Source organism: Thalassolituus sp. UBA675 (assembly GCF_002297765.1).
Lineage (GTDB): Bacteria > Pseudomonadota > Gammaproteobacteria > Pseudomonadales > Oceanobacteraceae > Thalassolituus.
On record NZ_DBNJ01000005.1, the window covers coordinates 1 to 20,921 of the forward strand.

Here is a 20,921-nt window from a genome sequence, read left to right on the forward strand (position 1 = left end):
GCCAATTTCAGCCTGGTCACCTTTACCGTCACCATCTGAATCTGAGTTCAGAGGATCAGTTCCAAGAGCTGATTCGTCGGTATCATTCACACCGTCATTATCATCGTCCTGGTCCAGATTATTAGGTACCCCATCGCCGTCGGTGTCAGTGCCGGCATCGTTCGGATTCAGAGGATCAGTACCCGCTGCAACTTCGGTTTCATTGTTGATACCGTCGTTGTCAGAGTCATTGGTAGGGTCGTTATTCGCGTCGTCCAGCTCATCCGACACGCCATCGTTATCCGCATCATTGTTAGCTGATTCGAGCGCGTCGATGACGCCGTCACCGTCAGTATCCGTGGTACCTTCAGCGCCGTCATTTTTGCCGTCGCCGTCAGAATCGGCATTCAGCGGATCTGTGCCGTTGGTCGCTTCGTCTGCATCCGATACACCATCGTTGTCGTCGTCGGTATCGATGTTATCTGGCGTTCCGTCACCGTCGGTGTCAGTACCTACATCATTTGGATCAAGCGGATCTGTGCCTGCAGCGACTTCGGTCTCATTATTGATACCGTCGTTGTCGGAATCGTTCGTCGGATCATTGTTCGCTGCATCCTGTTCATCAGATACACCGTCGTTATCAGCATCATTATTCGCAGATTCGAGCGCGTCGATGATACCGTCACCATCAGTATCGGTAGTGCCTTCGGCGCCGTCATTTTTGCCGTCTCCGTCAGAGTCAGCATTCAGAGGATCGGTACCATTAGTTGCTTCGTCAGCATCGGATACACCGTCATTGTCATCGTCGGTGTCGATATTATCTGGCGTGCCGTCACCGTCGGTGTCAGTACCCGCATCGTTTGGATTCAGAGGATCAGTACCCGCAGCAACTTCGGTCTCGTTATTGATACCGTCGTTGTCCGAATCGTTGGTCGGATCGTTGTTGGCAGCGTCCAGTTCATCCGACACGCCGTCGTTATCTACATCGTTATTGGCAGATTCCAGCGCATCGATGATGCCGTCACCATCAGTATCCGTGGTGCCTTCAGCGCCGTCGTTTTTGCCGTCGCCGTCGGAGTCAGCATTCAGTGGATCAGTGCCATTGGTCGCTTCATCAGCATCCGATACACCGTCGTTATCATCGTCAGTATCGATGTTATCAGGGGTGCCGTCACCGTCGGTATCAGTACCAACACTGTTCGGATCGAGTGGATCTGTACCTGCCGCAACTTCAGTCTCGTTGTTAATACCATCGTTGTCAGAGTCGTTGGTTGGGTCGTTGTTGGCAGCGTCCAGTTCATCAGAAACGCCGTCGTTATCTGCGTCATTGTTTGCAGATTCGAGCGCATCAATGATGCCATCACCATCAGTATCTGTAGTGCCTTCAACGCCATCATTTTTACCGTCGCCATCGGAGTCAGCATTCAGTGGATCAGTGCCGTTCGTCGACTCATCAGCATCAGAAACGCCGTCATTGTCATCATCAGTGTCGAACGCATCTGCAATGCCATCGCCGTCGGTATCTGTTGGCGTGCTGTTGGGGTCAAGAGGATCAGTACCTAGCTGAGTCTCCTGGATATTGCTGACGCCATCGTTATCAGAGTCGTTGGCTGGATCATTATTCGCCGCATCCTGATGATCCATTACACCGTCACTATCAGTGTCGGTGGTGTTGGATTCGAGTGCATCAATGGTACCGTCGTTGTCGGTATCGGTCGGAGAAGCAACACTACCGACTTCGGTCAGGTCGTCGATACCATCGTTATCAGAATCGGTATCAAGAGGATCAGTACCCAACAGACCTTCGTTATCGTCGCTCAGGCCATCGTTATCGTCGTCGGTATCAGCATTATTTCCTACACCATCACCGTCGGTATCGACAGTTTCATTCGGATCAAGAGGGAATGCATCCTGGAGATCTGGCACACCATCATTATCGTCGTCAGTATCGGCATTGTTACCGATACCATCGCCATCGGTATCTACCGATTCGTTCGGATCATTTGGAAACGCATCGTATGGGTCCAGTACACCATCGCCATCAGAGTCGACAGTTACCGCCACAGTAAAGTAATCGCCTGAATTCAGAGCCACGCCATTGATAATACCTGTGGTCTTGTTGATCTCACCGACCTCAAGCGCTCCTGACGTAAAGTCAGAGTTAGTACTTTTACGAACAAGGTAGAGGCGCGCACTGGCTGGCAGGCCAGATGGAATGGCGAATTGCATTGAAACGGTTTGATTAAAGCTGCTCTTCTGAACCAACCATTCGCGTCCAATACGATAGGAATATGGTGCACTGATTTCTGAAGTCTGAAGACTGTAGGCGCCTGCATTGCGCCCCACGAGGAAGTAACTTCGATCTGCTGCAATGCCTGCTGTACGTGCAGATGCGGAGTTAGCTGATGTGAAATCGTTCTGTGTTGCCAGAGTCAGACGCGTGCTTTTGACTGAACGGGAAACTTTCTGGTTAAGAGTCGCTGCGTCGTCACGACCAAGGCCAAACACCGCATCCTGGAAGTTAGCATCCAGTGAGTCGTTCCAGACGGTTGCGCCTGTACTGTTAACGTAGTTGCCCGCGAGATCGATGCCGTATTTAACAGCAAGATAGGAGTTAATTCTTTGAGCTTCTGCGGAGGATATGGCACGCGTGAACCAGATGACCTCCATAATGTCGCCCTGGAAGGCATCGCCGCTATCTTTGCGCCCATAGCCAACCAAGAGATTGTCGCCACGGGTTACAGAGGCAAAGTCTGAATTGTACACGTAATCCGCGCCATTCATCCCCAGTGTAAATGTACGGTTCTGGCTACCGCCAATAATCGCCGAGCCCAAGACATTTTGCGACAAAGGAACCGGGGTCGGGAACTCTACATTGATATCACTGCCTGAAGATCGCTCTGGTCGCAGTAGGAACTTACCCGCGCCGCTATTGCCGGTGCCCTGCAACGAATAACCGGGCTCACCCGCATAGTCCGTAGTGCTATCGAGGCCGGTGATACGCCCTGAATTTCCGCTGACGTAAGAGCTTGTGCGAGTTACCGTAAAGATTGAAAGCGGAGTTTCTCTTTCTCCGCCCTGAACAATATTGGTGCGGTTGTTTCGGAAATGGCGGCTACTGGTGTAGCCAGTAGTGTATGGATGGAAATTATGAGCGGCATTGGCCCCTGACACAGACCAGGAACCCACAGCGTCGATATCGCGCCCATTCCCGGAGCGGTCAGCCCAGGCATCGTTAATGTTGCCCGCATCATCTGACTTCAACCAGAGCGCAGAACCACTTACACCGCCTGGCGCTGCGAGAGTGATACTGGATACAGATATAGCTGCCCATGAGGCTACGAGAGCCAGGCCCTTAGAAAATTTCATACGATCGCTCCATACCGAACCAGCTCGTCAGAATGAGAACCAGCTCACAATCCATTCAGATAGTTTTGCGGGATTCTATCGGCTGTGATACCCACCAGCAATACGCCTTAAGAGGGATATCCGGCCTAAGAGCCACAAAAACACTCCGAAAGGGCCAGTTATTGGCCAATTAGTGTCATGAGGCGATACTAATGAACATGTGTCTGTTTCACAAGATGTAACAAGAAGTCACACTGTGACATTTACGCATAAACGACAAAAGCCGCACTTCGCGGCCTTTAAACGGGAATTTAAGGGAGAATTGTCAGTTCTGTCAGTGGCTGTTCCGAAGCGCTTCTTCTACATCTATCCCAAGGATCAGGATGCCCTTTCTCCTCCCCAGGGTGTCTGTAATTGTCCAACTCACCTTCACCTGAAACTTTCTCGATGACTCATCGTAGCGAATACCATCAATATGATAATCAGAGGATGGATTGCTGATAAGCGCTTTCCATGCTGCTTCATCGGCTTGATAGTAATCGGTGGTTATATCACTCTGAGCGACATTCAGACCGGCACTTCCAACAAGAATAGCCTCAGTAATCAAACCGTTACTGAGCTCCTTCACGGATCTGAGGTAGGCTGACGTCGGTCTGCTGATAATCTCACTGATCAATGGCTGTTCCGCTGCAGAAACCTCATGGCGCCATTGCACATCAAGCGCATCAATGACATCAGCAGCCAGCGCTTTTTGCATCTGATTGGAGTCATCTAAAGCTGTAAGAAGCTTGTTGTCATCGATGATGGTTCTGATCCTTTTCGAAACAACGGAGAGAAGGTTTTCCCTCTCAAGGTCATTCAACGCGACGGTCTCTCCGGCACAATCAGATATCTGTTTATTGAACCGTCCGATAAATTCAGGATGCTGCTCGAGAAACTGATCGGCGAAATACACCCCTAAAGGCATGTATCGTACAAACGTTCTCTCAAGATAACTGTTGAAGTCAGAATTCGCTGACGCCTCAGATACCAGCTCCTCGAAATAACGCGAATCCGCAATGAAGGTATCTATCCTACCGGCCTGAACAAGACGCACTAACTGCATCCCCTCATTGACCAACTCTGTTACCGGAATTCCCTCTGTATCCAGCCAGGTCGCCTGATTGCTTGACCTGACGGCACCAATTCGCAGAGTTTTCACATCACTGAGATCAAGGCCACTGGCGTGATACCAGTACCACTTCTCCAGAGCAAAAGGGGCTGACATAGTTGCCACCTCATCAAGCTCCGGTGAAGGCCCAGTCGTAAAAATACCATCAGCTACAGAGTGCTTCATATCCTGAATCGCCCGCTGCCAGGGCATTACCTGAACGGAAAAGGACTCATTAATATCGCGGAAGATACAGCGTAAAGTCTCAGTTGATTCGCCCGACAATTCTCCCTGAAGCATCATTTGATATGGTGGCCAGATGGTTGTACGCAATTTCACTGCGCCGTAACTCGGTGCAGGTGCCAGCTCCGCTGCAACAACACTGACAGAAATGAAAGTAAAAAAGAGAGAAATTAGTCTAAATTTCATGACCTTAGCCCAAACGGATAACAGCTCTAATAATAGCAGGCCCTACGAAAAAGCCCGGTCAATGACCGGGCTTTTTCGTGTTCTTTAGTGACGACGCGGTGTAATTATTCCCACTCAATCGTCGCTGGCGGCTTAGATGATACGTCGTAAGCCACACGTGAAATGTGCTCGATCTCATTAATAATACGATTTGAGACTTTCTCCAGCAGCTCATAAGGGAGGTGAGCCCAGCGTGCTGTCATAAAATCAATGGTTTCTACCGCGCGCAAAGAGACAACCCACTCATAACGGCGCTGGTCGCCCACTACGCCAACGGATTTCACCGGCAGGAAGACCACGAACGCCTGAGAAGTTTTGTGGTACCAGTCGAAGTTATGCAGTTCTTCGATGAAGATAGCATCCGCTTCACGCAGCACGTCAGCGTATTCTTTCTTCACTTCACCGAGAATTCGCACGCCCAGACCCGGCCCAGGGAATGGGTGACGGTAAACCATGTCGTAAGGGAGGCCGAGTTCCAGACCAATCTTACGCACTTCGTCTTTAAACAGTTCACGCAGCGGTTCAACCAGATCCATCTTCATGTCTTCCGGCAGGCCACCCACATTGTGGTGTGACTTGATCACGTGCGCCTTACCGGTTTTAGCCGCCGCAGACTCAATCACGTCTGGGTAAATCGTGCCCTGCGCCAGGAATGGAACATCTTTCAGTTTACTGGCTTCTTCATCGAAGACTTCGATAAAGGTGTTACCGATCACTTTACGTTTCTGCTCAGGATCAGAGACGCCTTCCAGCTTGCCAAGGAAGAGCTCTTCCGCGTCTGCACGGATGACTTTAACGCCCATGTTCTTGGCGAACATGTCCATCACCATGTCGCCTTCGTTCTTGCGCAGCAGACCGTTATCAACAAACACACAGGTCAGCTGATCACCGATGGCTTTGTGCAGCAGCGCCGCCACAACCGATGAATCGACACCGCCAGACAGGCCCAGGAGAACCTTCTGGTTACCGACCTGCTCACGAACACGCTCGATCTGATCTTCAATAATTTTCGCTGGTGTCCACAGTGCTTCACAGCCACAGATATCCATGACGAAATGCTCCAGCAGGCGCTTGCCCTGCAGGGTGTGCGTCACTTCTGGGTGAAACTGTACACCGAAGAAATTTTTCTCAGCATTGAACATGCCTGCAATCGGGCAGCTCGGCGTGGTTGCCATCAGCTCAAAGCCTTCAGGCATGGTTGCCACTTTATCGCCGTGGCTCATCCACACATCAAGAAGACTTTTACCGTCTTCGCTGACATGGTCTTTGATGTCTTTGAGCAGTGCGTTGTTCGTCTCAACCTGAATCTGGGCATAGCCAAATTCACGGATGTTGGAGCCCTGCACACTGCCACCCAACTGCTCTGCCATTGTCTGCATGCCGTAGCAGATACCAAGCACTGGCAAACCAAGCTCGAACACCACCTGAGGAGCGCGCGGCGAACCCGCCTCTGTCACAGACTCAGGGCCACCTGCCAGAATAATACCGGACGGGTTGTACTCGCGGATTTCCGCTTCGTCCATGTCCCAGGCGCGGATTTCAGAGAACACACCAATTTCACGTACGCGACGTGCTATCAGCTGAGTGTACTGTGAACCGAAATCCAGAATCAGAATACGTTGAGCGTGGATGTCTTGTGACATTGGGCTTTCCAGATAAAAGATTTAAAAACAAAAGCGGGGATGACTCTCGTCATCCCCACGTCTTAGCATTTTTCAGCGATCAGCCTAAGCGATAGTTTGGCGCTTCTTTGGTGATCTGTACGTCGTGAACGTGTGATTCAGACATGCCCGCCGCCGTAATACGCACAAACTCAGGTTTGGTACGCATCTCGTCGATCGTCGCGCAACCGGTGTAGCCCATGGAAGCACGCACACCGCCCATCAGCTGGTGAACGATGTTCGTCAGTGGACCTTTCACTGCGATACGACCTTCGATGCCTTCCGGAACCAGCTTATCAACACCGGCTTTTTTGTCCTGGAAGTAACGGTCAGACGAACCCTGGCTCTGCCCCATGGCACCAAGAGAACCCATGCCACGGTATGCCTTGTAAGCACGTCCCTGGAACAGTTCAACTTCGCCCGGAGACTCATCAGTACCCGCCAGCATAGAGCCGACCATAACGACGCTTGCGCCAGCAACGATGGCTTTAGAGATGTCACCAGAAAAACGGATACCGCCATCAGCAATCACAGGCACATCGTATTTCTTCATGGCTTCAGCCACGTTAGCAACCGCTGAGATCTGAGGCACACCCACACCAGCAACGATACGGGTAGTACAGATAGAGCCAGGGCCGATACCGACCTTCACGCCATCCGCACCGGCTTCAGCAAGCGCAATCGCCGCTTCAGCAGTTGCGATGTTGCCACCGATCACCTGAACCTCAGGGAAGTTCTCTTTCACCCAACGCACGCGGTCGATAACGCCTGTGCCACCCGGGTTCGATGTATGGCCGTGTGCGGTATCAACAACAATCACATCAACACCGGCTTTAACCAGGGCTTCGACACGTTCTTCAGTGCCAGCACCTGTGCCTACGGCAGCGCCAACACGCAGACGACCCTGCTCATCTTTGGCAGCGTTCGGGTAAGCACGGGCTTTTTCGATGTCTTTCACGGTCATCAGGCCGACCAGCTTGCCTGCGTCGTCCAGTACCAGAACTTTCTCAATGCGGTGCGTGTGCAGCAGGTCCTGAACGTCTTCTGGGCTGGTGCCCTCTTTTGCAGTGACCAGCTGATCTTTTGGCGTCATCACGCTGGCGACCTGTGCATCCAGGTTCTTTTCAAAGCGTACGTCACGTGAGGTGACGATGCCCACCAGCTCATCACCATCAACAACTGGCATTCCAGAGATGTTGTGCTGTTGAGTCAGCTCAATGATTTCACGAATCGTGCTGGTGCTAGGCACAGTGATCGGATCTTTGACGACGCCGCTTTCGTATTTCTTGACCTTACGAACCTCAGCAGCCTGTTCCTCGATGGTCAGGTTTTTATGGACGATACCTAAGCCACCTTCCTGAGCAATTGCAATTGCCAGGCGCGCTTCAGTAACCGTATCCATCGCGGCAGAAATAAGGGGAACGTTCAGCTCAATGCCTTTGGTCAGGCGTGTCTTCAGACTGACCTGGTTTGGCAGGACCTCGGAATAACCGGGCACTAGCAGCACGTCATCAAAGGTGAGTGCATCTTGAGCGATTCGCAACATAGAAGAGCCTTCCGAATGAGGTTGTAGGAAAGGCGGGGCATTATACCGGAAGGTCATTCGCCGGTAAATCCCGCTACGGATTCTGTTTTGATGTATCCGCCACGACAGGCGGGCACACTCCCCTGACCAGAAAATCCGCGACCTGTTCCCTGAACTTGTTGTATCGGAAACTGGCGATATGAGGCCCCTGCGATGCGACGTAACACCGCATGCTCTCTGGCAGCGCGTCATACAAGGCCTGCCCTTCAGACACAGGCACAACCTCATCCATGCGACTGTGCAGCTGCATGACCGGAATGTGGATATTCGGGGCGCGATCCTTTGGGTCCCAGTCTGACGGAATTAAGTAAACAAGGGGTAAAACAATGGTACCGACCACGGTACGCTGCAGCATCTCTCTGGCCACGCTGCGGAATCCGGCAAACGGCGCTTCGAGTATGAGTTGAGAAACGTCATAGTCACGGCCATAGTCTGCAACGAAATTGACCGCGAGCGCTGCACCCATCGACTGACCAAGAACAACCAGAGAGTGATCCGGGTAAGCATCCCGCAGCCAGCTGGCGCCGGCTTTCGCATCCATAAGAACGTCCGGCAAAATAGGCCGCCCCTGTGATGCGCCAAAACCACGGTAATCAAGGGCCAACACGGTATAGCCCTTCTCAACCAGCCAGAAAACACTGCGCGAATGCGTCGAGATATTCTCAGCATTGCCGTGCAAGTAAAGAATCACCTTAGCCTGCTCGATTGTTGGTTCAGGCTTGAGTAACCAGGCATGAAGTTCTGTGCCGTCATCCGCAGTCAGCCAGACATCTTCATAATCGATATCAAAACGGTCCGGCGTCTGTAACCAGATTTCCTGCGGGTGAAAATACAGGGTCGTCAGCGAGGCGCAACCGCTTAACGTTGCAGCCACCACAAGCATCACGGAAATCCGAACCAGCCTGAACGCTTCAGAAATACCAGGCATAAGTCAGCTTCCAGCTGTTGGTCGCCTCAGACGACGCCCACTGACGACTGAAGCCGAAACGCAGCTGGACATTGTCAAATCCGTTAAAGGCCTCTTCTACTGTCAGCTCACGCCGGGGAGTATCATCCCCTAAAGCCGCGGGTTGCCAGCGAAACTGAATCATTTCCTGATTCAGGCGTCCCTGCCACAACCAGCCGGCACGCACACCCGCAGATATCTGATAACCGTCATCAAATTGATTATCCGCTCTCGCGGTAAGATCGCCTAATGCAAACAATCGAGCACTGCCCAGTCGCTTACCATCACGAAGTCCAAGTGGCAGCTGCCACGCACGACCAAATCCAAGATTGAAACGGCTATAGAGCTCACTGCCCTCGTGATTAAACCGATCAAGACCCGCACTCACCGTCCATGCAACCGGGTTCTGAAAACGCGTTTTATGACTGAGTGACAGTACATTCACCAGAGTCAGCCTCTGCAAACGGACATCACCGTCCTCTGTGACGCGCGTATAAAAATCCCCCATCTCTATCTGCGCACCGGGCGAAAAGCCCTTCGATGGATCAAGGACGTCGTGGTAAGCAATGCGCCAGTTAATATCACCGTGCCATTGCTCTCCGGTATAACCACCACCCACACTTAAACGCGCTGTGCCGTGCCCCTCATCATCACGAAACTCTGGCTTTCTTGGTGCAGGAAAAACATCGCCCGCCGGAAGCTTGCTGCGAGCAGAGAGAATCTGCAGTGTTCGTTTACGAAGCACCGGGTTCGCCTGCTTTTTCTTAACCGACAAATAACGTGCGTAGCTGTACGCCAGCTCAAGGACACGGGTTTGTGATTCTTCAGGTACCCCTGCCAGCAGGTCGCCAATGGGGATATCACTTTCGACCAGAGTACGAGCAAGGTCCGCCTCTTCTTCTGACGCCAGAGCCGCATTTGACTCCATCACAGACGCAGCAGAAGGCCGGTACACCTCTCGCGAGACAAAACCAGCGCTGTAGAGAGCACGAATGGTGTCGACCGGCACCGCCTTCATTTTAAAGTCAGCCGCCAGATCTGATCGCGAGGACGCCGCATCGAGCATCGTCAGCAATCGGTAGGAACAGTTTTCATCAAAAAAGAAATAATCGAACGCCGTGTCCTGCAACTCCCAGACATGCCGCACGAACTGATCCACTTCCGCGCTACCGAAGTCAAGCTCGTACTCCCAGGTATCACGGTATTCCATATGCTGATACTGATTGGTTTTGACGTAATACGGCATTACCGAGACCTCACCGGGATAACCACCAGAAAGCCCCTTGTAACTGAACACCAGCTCATTGTCGGTAGGGTCAGCGTTGGCCGCAAAATTAACACTGTAGGCGAGCAACTTACTGCTGGACTGGTCTTCTCTGTCCATGCGCACCAGCGTATGTCCGTACATGGATGACGGCGAATTGATATGAGAGGCAGGGAAAATCAACGTCAGGCGGTGAGCGTTTAATTCATCACGCCACTCATCAAACTCTGAACATGGCTGGTCAACAAAACCAACCTGCGGAAGTCTGTGTTTTAACCAATGGTACCGCGCTGGAAAACGACACTGCGCAGACGCATTATCGGCCTGATCCGTTAACAAGAAGGCACTGAGATCGGCTACCAGCTCTTCGTGAGCATTGGTTTTCCCCTTCTCAGCAAGAAAAAACTCTGGTGAATCATTCTGACTGATAAAGCGAAACGTATAGGGGTGTTGTCGATAATGAAGCAGATGCAACCATTGCTGGTGCAACGCCAGATCGCGAAGCTCATCAGCTGGAACAGCTTTGAATGGACTGGTATCAGAATCAGCGAGAACAAATGAGGAGGAGAACATTGCCAACAAAGCGGCAAACCAAATCAGCTTTAACTGATGACCCACGGAAAATCCTTAACAAACAACACTGAGACGCAAAGAATGCGCCTCAGAGTATGACAGACTGATGTATCAGCCTACGTATTTCTGCAGAGCTTTGTCCTGAGACATTGCTTCAGTCAGAGAACGGAACGCATCACCAGCAGTCGCTTCGGTAGTAAACATGCTATCGAAGTTAGACTGAACAGTTGCGCGGAAAGCAGCAGTATCAGCCGCTTCTACACCCATAACCTGAGCAAGTGCGTCGAGAGTTTCACCCTGACCACGTGCACTGTCAGCAGCCAGCTGATCCATATTGTCGTTCATAAAAGCTTCAGCCGCTTTCAGTGGGCCATTTGCTGATTCACAACCCAGGGTGCCTGAAGTCATACCAAAAGTCTGGTTACCAGAAGTACCATTGGTGGTCGCAGCCAGTACGTGCTCGTGCCATTCGTTAGCATCTGGGAAGACAACCGCAGTACCCAGACCACAGCCCGCAGGACCGTTGTCAGCCATTGCGAAAGAAGACGCAGAAATCAGTGCTGCAGCAGCAATCAGTTTTTTCATGGATCATTTCCTTGTTCTGATCAAATTAGGTCGTTTTAAAAACGACCCGACTAACCTAGAACGCTTTTCCGCCGCTGTCTAGCATCATGACAAAAACTGGCCAAAAACACCTCCTTATGTCAGCCTTTGACTATCTAACCAGCAGATTGTTTATGTATCAGACAGACCACCCTCGCGATCCCGGTATATTTACCGTCTCGGATCTGAACCGCCGCGCAAAACAAATGCTCGAAGTTTCCTTCGCATCTGTGCGCGTTGAAGGTGAAATCTCCAACCTTGCCCGCCCGTCATCAGGCCATTGGTACTTCACATTGAAGGACAGTGGCGCGCAGGTGCGTTGTGCCATGTTCCGCTCACGCGCTGGCATGGTTAAATTTCAACCAAAAGAAGGCGATAAAGTTGAAATCCGCGCCAAGGTCAGCCTTTACGAAAACCGCGGTGACTATCAGCTGATTGTCGATGCGATGAAGCCCGCCGGCGAAGGCGCCCTATTGCTCGCGTTCGAACAACTCAAACGCAAATTAACCGCAGAAGGTCTGTTCGCTGAAGAGCGCAAAAGACCCCTGCCCGCCGTAAAACGGGTAGCAATTATTACCTCGCCAACCGGTGCGGCCATCCACGACATGCTGACGGTACTGAAGCGGCGCTGGCCCATGCTCGAAGTGGATCTCTACCCTGCTGCAGTTCAGGGAGAAGAAGCACCACAGCAATTAATCAACGCTCTGTATCGTGCGAACCGAGACAACATGGCCGACGCTATCATTATTGGTCGTGGCGGCGGTTCACTCGAAGATCTCTGGGCATTTAACAATGAGGTTCTGGCCCGCGAAATTGCCAACTCTCGATTGCCTGTTATCAGTGCTGTGGGTCACGAAGTCGACTTTACCATCGCAGATTTTGTCGCCGACATGCGCGCACCGACTCCGTCAGCAGCGGCTGAACTGATCAGCCCGGATGGTCAACAGATGCTGCGCTACGTTAATGATCTTCAGCAACGATTGATCCGTAATCAACGAGAGCGCTTTATGCACGCACAGCGTTCTCTGACTCAACTGCAGTCACGATTGCGTGGCCCAAGACAAGCACTGCAATCCAGAGCCCAGCATCTTGATCAGCTGGAAATACGCCTGCAACGTGCAATGACGTCGCGCCTGAAAGAACCCCAACAACGCCTGCAACGACTCCAGACATCATTGGCGCACCTGCATCCACAGCGTGGACTGACGCAGAGCCAGAACACCCTGAATCAGATACGTGGACGCCTCGAGCGCGCGATGCAGCAACAACTGCAAAAAAAGAAAACGGAACTTGGTGCCGGTATGCGACTTCTTAACAGCGTCAGCCCGCTTGAAGTCCTGAGCCGCGGTTATTCTATTACCCGAAAAACCGATGGCACCGTAGTACGTGATACCAAAGAGCTGAAAGCCGGCGATGAAATAGAAACACTGATCCGCTCGGGCACACTCACCAGTACTGTGACTGGCGTTCAGAATGAAGCCCAAAAGCAAGAAATGAAACAAGAAGCAAAAAAAAATGATGATTAAAAAGACAGGCCTTGTACTCGCACCTGTATTGCTCTCAGCATTCATTTTCAATGCGGCTGCCAGCCAAACTATTGAGAAATCAGACAGCTCAGAATCAGCACTGCCGAATCATCCAATCGCTGGCGGTATCATCTCCATGCCGTTAGATAAAAACAGCAAAGTAACCTTGAACGACAAGCCCGTTCTGACAACAACGGTAGACGGCCAGCGTTATGCCGTTATTGGGGTTCCGCTAAAGGCAGAGGAGAGCCTGCAACTTAAAATTGATGGCAAAAAACAATCTCAGATTCTTGAAGACTTCGCGTACGAAGAACAGCACATCGAAATTAAGAATAAGCGTAAAGTTAATCCGCAGAAAAATGATATGGATCGCATTGGCCGCGAATACAATCAGATGACTCCGGTCTATAAAAGCTTCTCTGCAGAATTAACGCCCGACTGGAACCAGATGATCCTGCCAACTACAGGGCCATACAGCAGCGCCTTTGGCTTAAAGCGTTTCTTTAACGGTCAGGCGCGCAACCCGCACAGCGGAATTGATATAGCCGCTCCCGAAGGCAAAGACATCGTTGCTCCCGCAGGTGGCACCGTTGTGTTAACGGGTGATTTTTTCTTTAACGGAAACAGCGTCTTTATCGACCATGGTCAGGGGCTTATCAGCATGATGTGCCATATGAGTCGTGTCGACGTAAAAGAAGGCGATGTCATCGAGCAAGGCGACTTATTGGGTGCCGTCGGTAAAACCGGCAGAGCCACCGGCCCTCACCTGCACTGGACGGTCAGCCTCAATAACGCCCGCGTAAACCCTAAGTTACTGCTCAGGGAAGACCAGCCTAAATGAACAAGATACTGTCATGAAAAAAGCCCCCGGCACTTCAGGATTAATGCCCGTTAAAGGCAGCGGATGCGGCATACGCCCGAACATTGATGAAATGGAAGATTCTGAAGGCTTCGACTTCTCTTCAGCAAGTGAGCTGTTGCAGGAAGACAAACACGAAGATCAGGCCTCAGATGAGAAGGATGATTCTCAATCTGAGGCCCAAACAAAACTAGAGAATACACCGGAAGATGAAACTAAGGGATAACCTTATTTTCTTCCGAATCTTTTTCAGCCTCGGCCTGGGCTCGCGCCAGTTCAGCGTCACGCTTCAAGGTCAGCAGATCAATTTTGGCCTGAATTTCAGGCGTTGGTTCAGGGGCGATGTATTCCCCCGGCTCTCGGCCATGATACTTATCAATGGATTGCAGTAGCGAACTGAAACTGCGCACACGACCACCACGAACCAGAGCAATTCGCCCCAGCGCTTTGCAATGCAACTTGCCTTCCACCAGAAAACGATGCTCTGAATACAGGTACTTTCTGTCCCAATAAAGAACCCGGCTCTCGATATCCACCTTAGTGAACGGCTTAATTTCACGCACAAAGGTCACAGTCTGACTGGCGACGACCGTGCGCCAGCCATTGCTCATGATCAGTGGCAGTAAACCAATTTCTGCAAACCACTGAACCCGGCCCACATCAATGAAAGCCGGATACCGTGTATTGGTCAGATGCAGGTTAAGATCCATATCCCAGGGCATCACCCGGAATTTATAGGTCGTCATGGCCAGAGGATCTTTATTGTCGTTCCACTTCTGGCGGAAGAAAATAAAGATAAAACGAAGCAACATCATGATTTTTCTTCCGGCTCGCGGTAGCGGATCAGACCTTCCTGAGCGACAGAAGCGACCAGCTCACCTTTCTGGTTAAATACCTGCCCCCGGCAGAAGCCACGGCCGCCACCTGCGTTCGGGCTATCAATGGCGTACAGCAGCCACTCATCCATACGGAACGGACGATGGAACCAGACGCTGTGGTCGAGGCTCGCCATCTGCATGCCCTTCTGCCCGTAAGAACGCGCGTGTGGATGCAGCGACGTCGGCAGAAGATTGAAATCAGATGCGTACGCCAGAAGCTTAGCGTGCAGATCAGTATCTTCTGGCAGCGAACCGTCGGCTTTCATCCAGAGGTATTTCACTGGATCTTTCTTAGTCGGCGCAAAGATATTGACCGGATCAAGCACTCGCATTTCGATCGGCTTATCAGCGGTATAGATATCGCGTACTTTCTCCGGGAAATAGTCACGGAACATACGCGCCAGCTCAACCTGCGAAGGAATACCATCCGGCCCTTTCACCTCAGGCATCGCAGCCTGGTGCTCAAAGCCCTCTTCGGTCTGCTGGAATGAACAGATCATGGTCAGAATAGCGCGACCATTCTGCATCGCCTTCACCTGGCGGGTGCAGAAGGTACGGCCATCACGTAATCGATCAACCTCAAACTCAAGATGATCTGTCACCGTACCGGCGAGCATAAAATAAACATGGAACGAGTGCGCATGCCACTCGCCTTCAGGCAGCGTCTTAAGCGCCGAAGAAAGGCTCTGAGCCATCACCTGGCCGCCGAACAAAGCCCGGAAACCTAAGTCCTGAGTCTCGCCACGAAAGGTGTTTTCCCCGATCTCGGTAGGTTCCAGCAGCTCTACTAACCCCTGTAACACGTCACTCATACACACCTCTCTATTCTCGTCTTACATTTACAACGAATAATTTATAGCAATTATTTACATCTATGATTGGAACAATACCCGATAGAAATACCCAATCATTGGCCGAAATGACATTATGCGCCACACTCGCACTCTTTGCGGGGCCGCGTATAATACCGGCCCTTACGCCTAAGCCCCGGTTATCTCATGTCAGAAATCTTTCCAGATCCTATCAATCCTGCGGAATACGATACCCAGCTTGCCGAGAAAAAGGCACGCCTGAACAGTCTGTTCGCAGAATTCGCACCGCCCGCTCTGGAAGTCTATGACAGTGCTGTGTCTCACTATCGCCTGCGCGCCGAATTCCGCCTCTGGCACGAGGGAGACCGCTGCTTCTACGCCATGTTCGAACCGGGCAACCGCAAGAAAGCGTACGAAGTCCGTGAGTTTAATATAGCCTCTCCGCTCATTAACGAACTGATGCACAAGCTACTGGCTGAAATTCACACCAGTGAGCTGTTACGTCGACGCTTGTTCCAGGTCGAGTTTCTGACCACTTTAAGCGGCGACGCCCTGATTACCCTCATCTACCACAAGAAGCTGGATGACGCCTGGGAGAGCGAAGCGCGCGAACTGCAGGAACGTCTTGGCTTCCCGATCATTGGTCGCTCACGTAAGCAGAAGGTGGTGCTGGAGCGCGATTACGTGACTGAAGTGCTCAAAGTCGATGGTAAAGAGTTCAGCTATCGCCAGATCGAAGGCGGTTTCACTCAACCCAATGGCGAAGTGAACCAGAAGATGCTCAGCTGGGCGCGTTCTGCCTCTGAAGGCATTGGCGGTGACCTCGTTGAGCTGTACTGCGGCAACGGCAACTTCTCGGTGGCGCTGGCCGAAAAGTTTGACCGCGTGCTTGCCACTGAGATTTCTAAAACCTCAGTAAATGCCGCTCAGGTAAACATTGCCGACAACAAAATCGACAACCTGATTATTGCGCGCCTATCGTCTGAAGAGTTTGTTCAGGCCTTAAGAGGCGAGCGCAAATTCACCCGCTTAGAAGGCGTTGACTTAACCAGCTACGACTTCCGTACCGTATTGGTTGATCCACCTCGTGCAGGGCTGGACGACGAATCCGTTAAACAAACCGCCGGTTACGACAACATCATTTACATCAGTTGTAACCCGGACACTCTTCACGCGAACCTGACCGAACTCTGCAAAACCCACGACATCGTGCGTTTCGCTATGTTCGACCAGTTCCCGTATACACACCACATCGAAACGGGCGTCGTTCTGAAACGCAAGGCAACCGCGTGAGTACTTCATTTAAAGATATAAAAGGCATCGCCCCAGCCATGCAGGACAACCTGCAAAAGCTGGGTTTCAACGACGCGACTGACATTCAGGCGCAGTCACTGCCCATCAGTATTGCGGGCAACGACGTACTGGCTCAAGCAAAAACCGGCAGCGGTAAAACCGTAGCGTTCGGTATTCCGCTGTTGCAAAACCTGAACCCTAAGTTCTTTGGCATTCAGGGCTTGGTGCTCTGCCCCACCCGCGAACTGGCAACCCAGGTCGCCGATGAGCTTCGTAAGCTCGCCCGCTTTACACCCAACATTAAAATCGTAGTTATATCGGGCGGCGTCTCAATTGGACCGCAAATCGGCTCGCTTGAGCGTGGCGCACACATTGTTGTCGGTACTCCGGGCCGCATTAAAGACCACCTGCGCAAGAAAACCATGTCGCTAGAGCACGTGAGTACACTGGTTCTCGATGAAGCCGACCGCATGCTGGAAATGGGCTTCGCCGACGACATCCGTGACATTGCCTCGCATACTAAACACAACCGTCAGACGCTGCTGTTTTCTGCCACTTACCCAGACAACATCAAAGCGCTGAGCAAAGACCTGATGCACGAGCCTGAGACGATTAAAGTCGAGGCCGTCCATAAAACTGATCATATCCGCCAGCAGTTAATTGGCTGTGATAAATCAAGCCGCACCGATGCTCTGTTAGCCGCCATGCAGCACTTTGCCATCGAGCAGGCAGTAATTTTCTGCAACACCAAGCAGACCGTAAATGAAGTTTCTCAGGCGCTGCGCCACGCCGGATATTTATCGCTGGGTCTGCACGGCGATCTCGACCAACGGGATCGTGACCAGACCTATATCCGATTTAAACAAGGCAGCGCCCATTGCCTGGTCGCCACCGATGTGGCGGCACGCGGTCTGGATGTTGATGAACTGCAAGCCGTCATTAATTACGACCTGCCACGCGACCCTGAAGTATATGTACATCGCATTGGCCGTACTGGTCGTGCCGGCAGCGAAGGTCTGGCCCTGAGCCTGTTTACCGAGCGCGAGCAATACAAGCGCGAAGCGATTGAAGACCTGCTCAAACACAACATCCCGGCCATGCATCAGAGTGACCTGACAGATTCGCACGACACCGCTAAGCCGCCGTATGTGACCATCTGCTTTGCTGAAGGCCGAAAGAACAAACTGCGCCCGGGCGACATCGTTGGAGCGATAACCGCGAAAGGCAAGATACCGGGCACAGTGATTGGCAATATCACCGTACTGGATTTTGTCGCCTTCGCCGCCGTAGAGCGTGAGTATGCCAATGAGGCACTGCGCTTGTTAGAAAAAAGCCGGATTAAGGGGCGCCAGATCAAGGTCAGGCGGATCTGACACCTTACCTCGTCCGTTATTTTTCATTACTCTCTATAAATAATAAAAAACAACGGATGACGTATGCCGGGCTCAAACCTTATTATTCTGATCAATGCTGCACTCTTCGTAGCTCTGCAACTCTGGCTGCCGTTTGAACCAGCCATCGTTGACGGCCTTAGCATCCTGATCTTTATCGCTGTTCTCTGGCTGACAGAGGCGCTGGACGTCAGTATCACTGCCTTACTCGTTCCGGTATTGGCCGTGGCCTTTGGCGTACTCGATACAACCAAAGCGCTCGCCAGCTTTGCCAACCCTATTATTTTTATCTTTCTCGGTGGCTTTGCTCTCGCCTCAGCCCTGCATGCTCAGAAGATAGATACCGCCATTGCTAATAAAGTACTGACCCTGGCACGAGGTCGGTTTAACGTTGCCGTGTTTATGCTGTTTGCGGTATCCGCGGGCCTGTCGATGTGGATCAGTAACACAGCAACGACCGCCATGATGCTGCCATTGATACTTGGTGTCTTACATCAACTTAATGAAGAAGAGCAGCGCCCTACTTATATCTTCGTACTGCTTGGTGTCGCCTACTGCGCAAACATCGGAGGCATTGCCACCTTAGTAGGCAGCCCACCCAATGCTATCGCTGCGGCACAAAACAACATAACCTTCGCGGACTGGCTGACCCTGGCCGGGCCACTGTCGCTGATTCTGTTGCCCGTCATGCTCGCAGTTCTTTTTATGGTTATACGTCCGAATCTGAATCACCACTTTGCCACCGAGCATGAACCACTGGAATGGACACAGCCGCGACTACTGACACTGGGCATATTTGGATTAACCGTACTCTTCTGGATATTCAGCTCACCAATTAACAAACTACTGGGTGGCTTACCTAAATTCGATACAGTGATCGCTGTCAGTGCCATCGTAGCGCTAGGCCTCAGCCGCGTCGTCACCTGGAAGCAGATCGAGAAAACCACCGACTGGGGGGTGCTGATGTTGTTTGGCGGCGGCATCTGCCTAAGCGCCATACTCAAAGCCACAGGCACCAGCGTTTTTCTGGCTGATCATATTGGTGGCTTCTTGCAGGGCGCGCCGTTAATTCTGGTGATTATGGCCATCGTGACCTTTGTGGTCTTCTTAACCGAATTCGCCAGTAACACAGCCAGCGCCGCCTTGCTGGTACCCGTATTTGCCGCCATTGCCGAAAGTTTAGGGATTCCGGCAATCATCCTGAGTGCGTTAATCGCCGTGTCCGCGTCTTGTGCCTTTATGCTGCCAGTTGCCACACCGCCGAATGCCATTGTGTATGGCAGTGGCTATGTGGCGCAGAAAGATATGATGCGAGCGGGATTCCGGATCAACCTGAGTTGTATTGTCGTGATCAGTGGGTATGCGTGGGTGGTTTGGTGAGGTTTCCGAAGCGGATGCTATCTAGTTCAACTTCGGTGTCCGTTTTATCGGGGCAAGATCAGGGAGCGATTGATACGCATTGTTGTGTGATCAGCTATATTATTTCCAGTTCCCACCATCACTCTTGCCGTCTTCTGGACCAACGAAAGATGTTACCCTTTCTTCTAGAATAGACTTTTTTGCTTCAGTTAGTGCTGCGGACTCAGTGGGAAAAGTATCATCCCATACTGTCGAATTATTGAATTCATCAACGATCTCGAGAGCCCACTCTTCATCACCCTCAAGACGGTAAATCTCAACAGATACAGTCCTTCCACCACTCTTCAATTCCTGGGATAGGATCGATAGTTCTAGTTCGGGCTCATCATTCATATACTTTACTCATTAATTAATTTGGTCTTGAAAATAATTCGATCACGACGAAAATCGGAATCCTATTTTCACATAACGCTCAAAGCAGGGGCGACGAAGTCGTCCCACCCTGCCTTTGCTTGTTATTCTTCATTAGAAAACGGATTTTACCATTGTGATTTCTTGGGTGCAGACTATTTCTAATAATTCGCCTTTCAAGCTTTCTTGGGTCATATATAACAAAAACAACCAACTCTCCTACTGAATACTGCCACACAAGGTAGTCTACTTTATCCTTAAAACCATAACCCCTGAGATCAGAAACATATACCGACTTACATCCACCTCCAATTTCGTCCGTTAAAGCAAACATCAGATATAGAGAGTCATGCGGCTTAGAAGACATTATAGAACTAGAAAATGAGGAGGTATTTATTGGCACCGAAGCATCATGAATCATGCAGCCTAGCAATTTCGTAAAATAGATCTGGACATCAACGACAAACTGGTTGATCTCCTTAGTACCTGCCAGCGAGGTTAAATCAAGCTTTCTCGTAGCTACAATATCACTTAGATTACTTCTAATATGATTGGACAACCTCTCCCATGCTCTATCCGAAGGTTGCGTTCTTTCATTATTGCATTTAGAACATATTTTCGTCTTAAAGTGAAGGTGACTCGATTTAAAACTACCTACATCCTTCTTATTGTTATTGCTATACCACCGAAAAGGAAATGACTGAGAAACGTTACCAATATATTGTTTTAAATCGGATTGCTTAATTATATGTTCACCACTATCCGCATTGTCACCGCAAATCCAACAGTTCATTCTTATCTATCCTATGAAGAAT

Annotated in this window: 16 protein-coding genes and 1 pseudogene; 6 read left to right on the forward strand and 11 right to left on the reverse strand. The window is 51.1% G+C overall.

Annotated elements, in window-relative coordinates; translation table 11 throughout:
• The 7 genes and pseudogenes from B3007_RS02190 to B3007_RS02220 form a co-directional block, all read right to left on the reverse strand.
• Positions 1–3,348 (reverse strand): annotated as a pseudogene (locus B3007_RS02190) (hypothetical protein); the annotation flags it as partial.
• Between the two features lie 313 nt (positions 3,349–3,661).
• Entirely contained in the window at positions 3,662–4,906 is a 1,245-nt protein-coding gene (locus tag B3007_RS02195) for a substrate-binding periplasmic protein (protein WP_301378246.1), read from the reverse strand.
• Positions 4,907–5,010: 104 nt separating this feature from the next.
• Positions 5,011–6,588 (reverse strand): glutamine-hydrolyzing GMP synthase, encoded by a 1,578-nt coding sequence (guaA, locus tag B3007_RS02200; RefSeq protein ID WP_301378247.1) that lies wholly within the window; start codon positions 6,586–6,588, stop codon positions 5,011–5,013.
• Positions 6,589–6,667: 79 nt separating this feature from the next.
• A complete protein-coding gene (gene guaB / locus B3007_RS02205) occupies positions 6,668–8,152 on the reverse strand; it encodes an IMP dehydrogenase (RefSeq protein WP_297531845.1) in 1,485 nt (494 codons plus the stop codon).
• 73 nt (positions 8,153–8,225) lie between these two features.
• A complete protein-coding gene (locus B3007_RS02210) occupies positions 8,226–9,119 on the reverse strand; it encodes an alpha/beta hydrolase (RefSeq protein WP_301378248.1) in 894 nt (297 codons plus the stop codon).
• Positions 9,103–11,019 (reverse strand): DUF4105 domain-containing protein, encoded by a 1,917-nt coding sequence (locus tag B3007_RS02215; protein WP_301378249.1) that lies wholly within the window; start codon positions 11,017–11,019, stop codon positions 9,103–9,105. Before B3007_RS02215 ends, B3007_RS02210 begins: the two co-directional genes overlap by 17 nt.
• Positions 11,020–11,085: 66 nt before the next feature.
• On the reverse strand, positions 11,086–11,559 hold the full coding sequence (locus B3007_RS02220) for a DUF3015 family protein (RefSeq protein ID WP_076517496.1): 474 nt from the start codon (positions 11,557–11,559) through the stop codon (positions 11,086–11,088).
• 152 nt (positions 11,560–11,711) lie between these two features.
• On the opposite strand from B3007_RS02220, the gene xseA reads away from it, so the two are divergent.
• From xseA to B3007_RS02235, 3 genes are read left to right on the forward strand one after another with little or no spacing between them, the layout of a single operon-like run.
• Positions 11,712–13,103, forward strand: coding sequence for an exodeoxyribonuclease VII large subunit (gene xseA, locus B3007_RS02225; protein WP_301378250.1), 1,392 nt, complete (start codon positions 11,712–11,714; stop codon positions 13,101–13,103).
• Positions 13,093–13,944: a peptidoglycan DD-metalloendopeptidase family protein gene (locus B3007_RS02230; RefSeq protein ID WP_301378251.1), complete on the forward strand. Its 852-nt coding sequence runs from the start codon at positions 13,093–13,095 to the stop codon at positions 13,942–13,944. Before xseA ends, B3007_RS02230 begins: the two co-directional genes overlap by 11 nt.
• A gap of 13 nt (positions 13,945–13,957) precedes the next feature.
• Positions 13,958–14,188 (forward strand): hypothetical protein, encoded by a 231-nt coding sequence (locus B3007_RS02235; RefSeq protein ID WP_301378252.1) that lies wholly within the window; start codon positions 13,958–13,960, stop codon positions 14,186–14,188.
• On the opposite strand, the gene B3007_RS02240 is transcribed toward B3007_RS02235, so the two are convergent.
• Positions 14,178–14,777 carry an acyl-CoA thioesterase gene (locus B3007_RS02240; RefSeq protein WP_076517489.1) on the reverse strand — a complete coding sequence of 200 codons (600 nt, stop codon included), beginning with the start codon at positions 14,775–14,777 and terminating at the stop codon, positions 14,178–14,180. The genes B3007_RS02235 and B3007_RS02240 overlap by 11 nt on opposite strands.
• Positions 14,774–15,652, reverse strand: a complete 879-nt coding sequence (locus B3007_RS02245; protein ID WP_076517487.1) for an acyl-CoA thioesterase — start codon at positions 15,650–15,652, stop codon at positions 14,774–14,776. The genes B3007_RS02240 and B3007_RS02245 overlap by 4 nt, the downstream gene beginning before the upstream one ends.
• Before the next feature lie 186 nt (positions 15,653–15,838).
• Between B3007_RS02245 and trmA the strand changes: the two genes are divergently transcribed.
• The 3 genes from trmA to B3007_RS02260 all read left to right on the forward strand — a co-directional run bounded on the left by trmA (position 15,839) and on the right by B3007_RS02260 (position 19,716).
• The gene (trmA, locus tag B3007_RS02250) at positions 15,839–16,945 is read left to right on the forward strand and encodes a tRNA (uridine(54)-C5)-methyltransferase TrmA (RefSeq protein WP_301378253.1); all 1,107 of its coding nucleotides are present in this window, start codon (positions 15,839–15,841) and stop codon (positions 16,943–16,945) included.
• On the forward strand, positions 16,942–18,318 hold the full coding sequence (gene dbpA / locus B3007_RS02255) for an ATP-dependent RNA helicase DbpA (RefSeq protein WP_301378254.1): 1,377 nt from the start codon (positions 16,942–16,944) through the stop codon (positions 18,316–18,318). Before trmA ends, dbpA begins: the two co-directional genes overlap by 4 nt.
• 63 nt (positions 18,319–18,381) lie before the next feature.
• Positions 18,382–19,716, forward strand: a complete 1,335-nt coding sequence (locus B3007_RS02260) for an SLC13 family permease (RefSeq protein ID WP_301378255.1) — start codon at positions 18,382–18,384, stop codon at positions 19,714–19,716.
• 99 nt (positions 19,717–19,815) lie between these two features.
• Here B3007_RS02260 and B3007_RS02265 read toward each other — a convergent pair whose 3' ends face one another.
• Both B3007_RS02265 and B3007_RS02270 read right to left on the reverse strand, forming a co-directional pair.
• Positions 19,816–20,088, reverse strand: coding sequence for a hypothetical protein (locus tag B3007_RS02265; protein WP_301378256.1), 273 nt, complete (start codon positions 20,086–20,088; stop codon positions 19,816–19,818).
• 79 nt (positions 20,089–20,167) lie between these two features.
• Positions 20,168–20,899: a hypothetical protein gene (locus B3007_RS02270; protein ID WP_301378257.1), complete on the reverse strand. Its 732-nt coding sequence runs from the start codon at positions 20,897–20,899 to the stop codon at positions 20,168–20,170.
• Between the last annotated feature and the right edge of the window lie 22 nt (positions 20,900–20,921).

Excerpts from the sequence above, each read along its gene's own strand:
- B3007_RS02270 (WP_301378257.1), bottom strand. The coding sequence starts at position 20,899 with ATGAACTGTTGGATTTGCGGTGACAATGCGGATAGTGGTGAACATATA.
- B3007_RS02240 (WP_076517489.1), bottom strand. The coding sequence starts at position 14,777 with ATGATGTTGCTTCGTTTTATCTTTATTTTCTTCCGCCAGAAGTGGAAC.
- B3007_RS02260 (WP_301378255.1), top strand. The coding sequence starts at position 18,382 with ATGCCGGGCTCAAACCTTATTATTCTGATCAATGCTGCACTCTTCGTA.
- B3007_RS02235 (WP_301378252.1), top strand. The coding sequence starts at position 13,958 with ATGAAAAAAGCCCCCGGCACTTCAGGATTAATGCCCGTTAAAGGCAGC.
- xseA (WP_301378250.1), top strand. The coding sequence starts at position 11,712 with ATGTATCAGACAGACCACCCTCGCGATCCCGGTATATTTACCGTCTCG.
- B3007_RS02265 (WP_301378256.1), bottom strand. The coding sequence starts at position 20,088 with ATGAATGATGAGCCCGAACTAGAACTATCGATCCTATCCCAGGAATTG.
- B3007_RS02210 (WP_301378248.1), bottom strand. The coding sequence starts at position 9,119 with ATGCCTGGTATTTCTGAAGCGTTCAGGCTGGTTCGGATTTCCGTGATG.
- B3007_RS02245 (WP_076517487.1), bottom strand. The coding sequence starts at position 15,652 with ATGAGTGACGTGTTACAGGGGTTAGTAGAGCTGCTGGAACCTACCGAG.
- trmA (WP_301378253.1), top strand. The coding sequence starts at position 15,839 with ATGTCAGAAATCTTTCCAGATCCTATCAATCCTGCGGAATACGATACC.
- B3007_RS02230 (WP_301378251.1), top strand. The coding sequence starts at position 13,093 with ATGATGATTAAAAAGACAGGCCTTGTACTCGCACCTGTATTGCTCTCA.
- guaB (WP_297531845.1), bottom strand. The coding sequence starts at position 8,152 with ATGTTGCGAATCGCTCAAGATGCACTCACCTTTGATGACGTGCTGCTA.
- B3007_RS02220 (WP_076517496.1), bottom strand. The coding sequence starts at position 11,559 with ATGAAAAAACTGATTGCTGCTGCAGCACTGATTTCTGCGTCTTCTTTC.
- guaA (WP_301378247.1), bottom strand. The coding sequence starts at position 6,588 with ATGTCACAAGACATCCACGCTCAACGTATTCTGATTCTGGATTTCGGT.
- B3007_RS02195 (WP_301378246.1), bottom strand. The coding sequence starts at position 4,906 with ATGAAATTTAGACTAATTTCTCTCTTTTTTACTTTCATTTCTGTCAGT.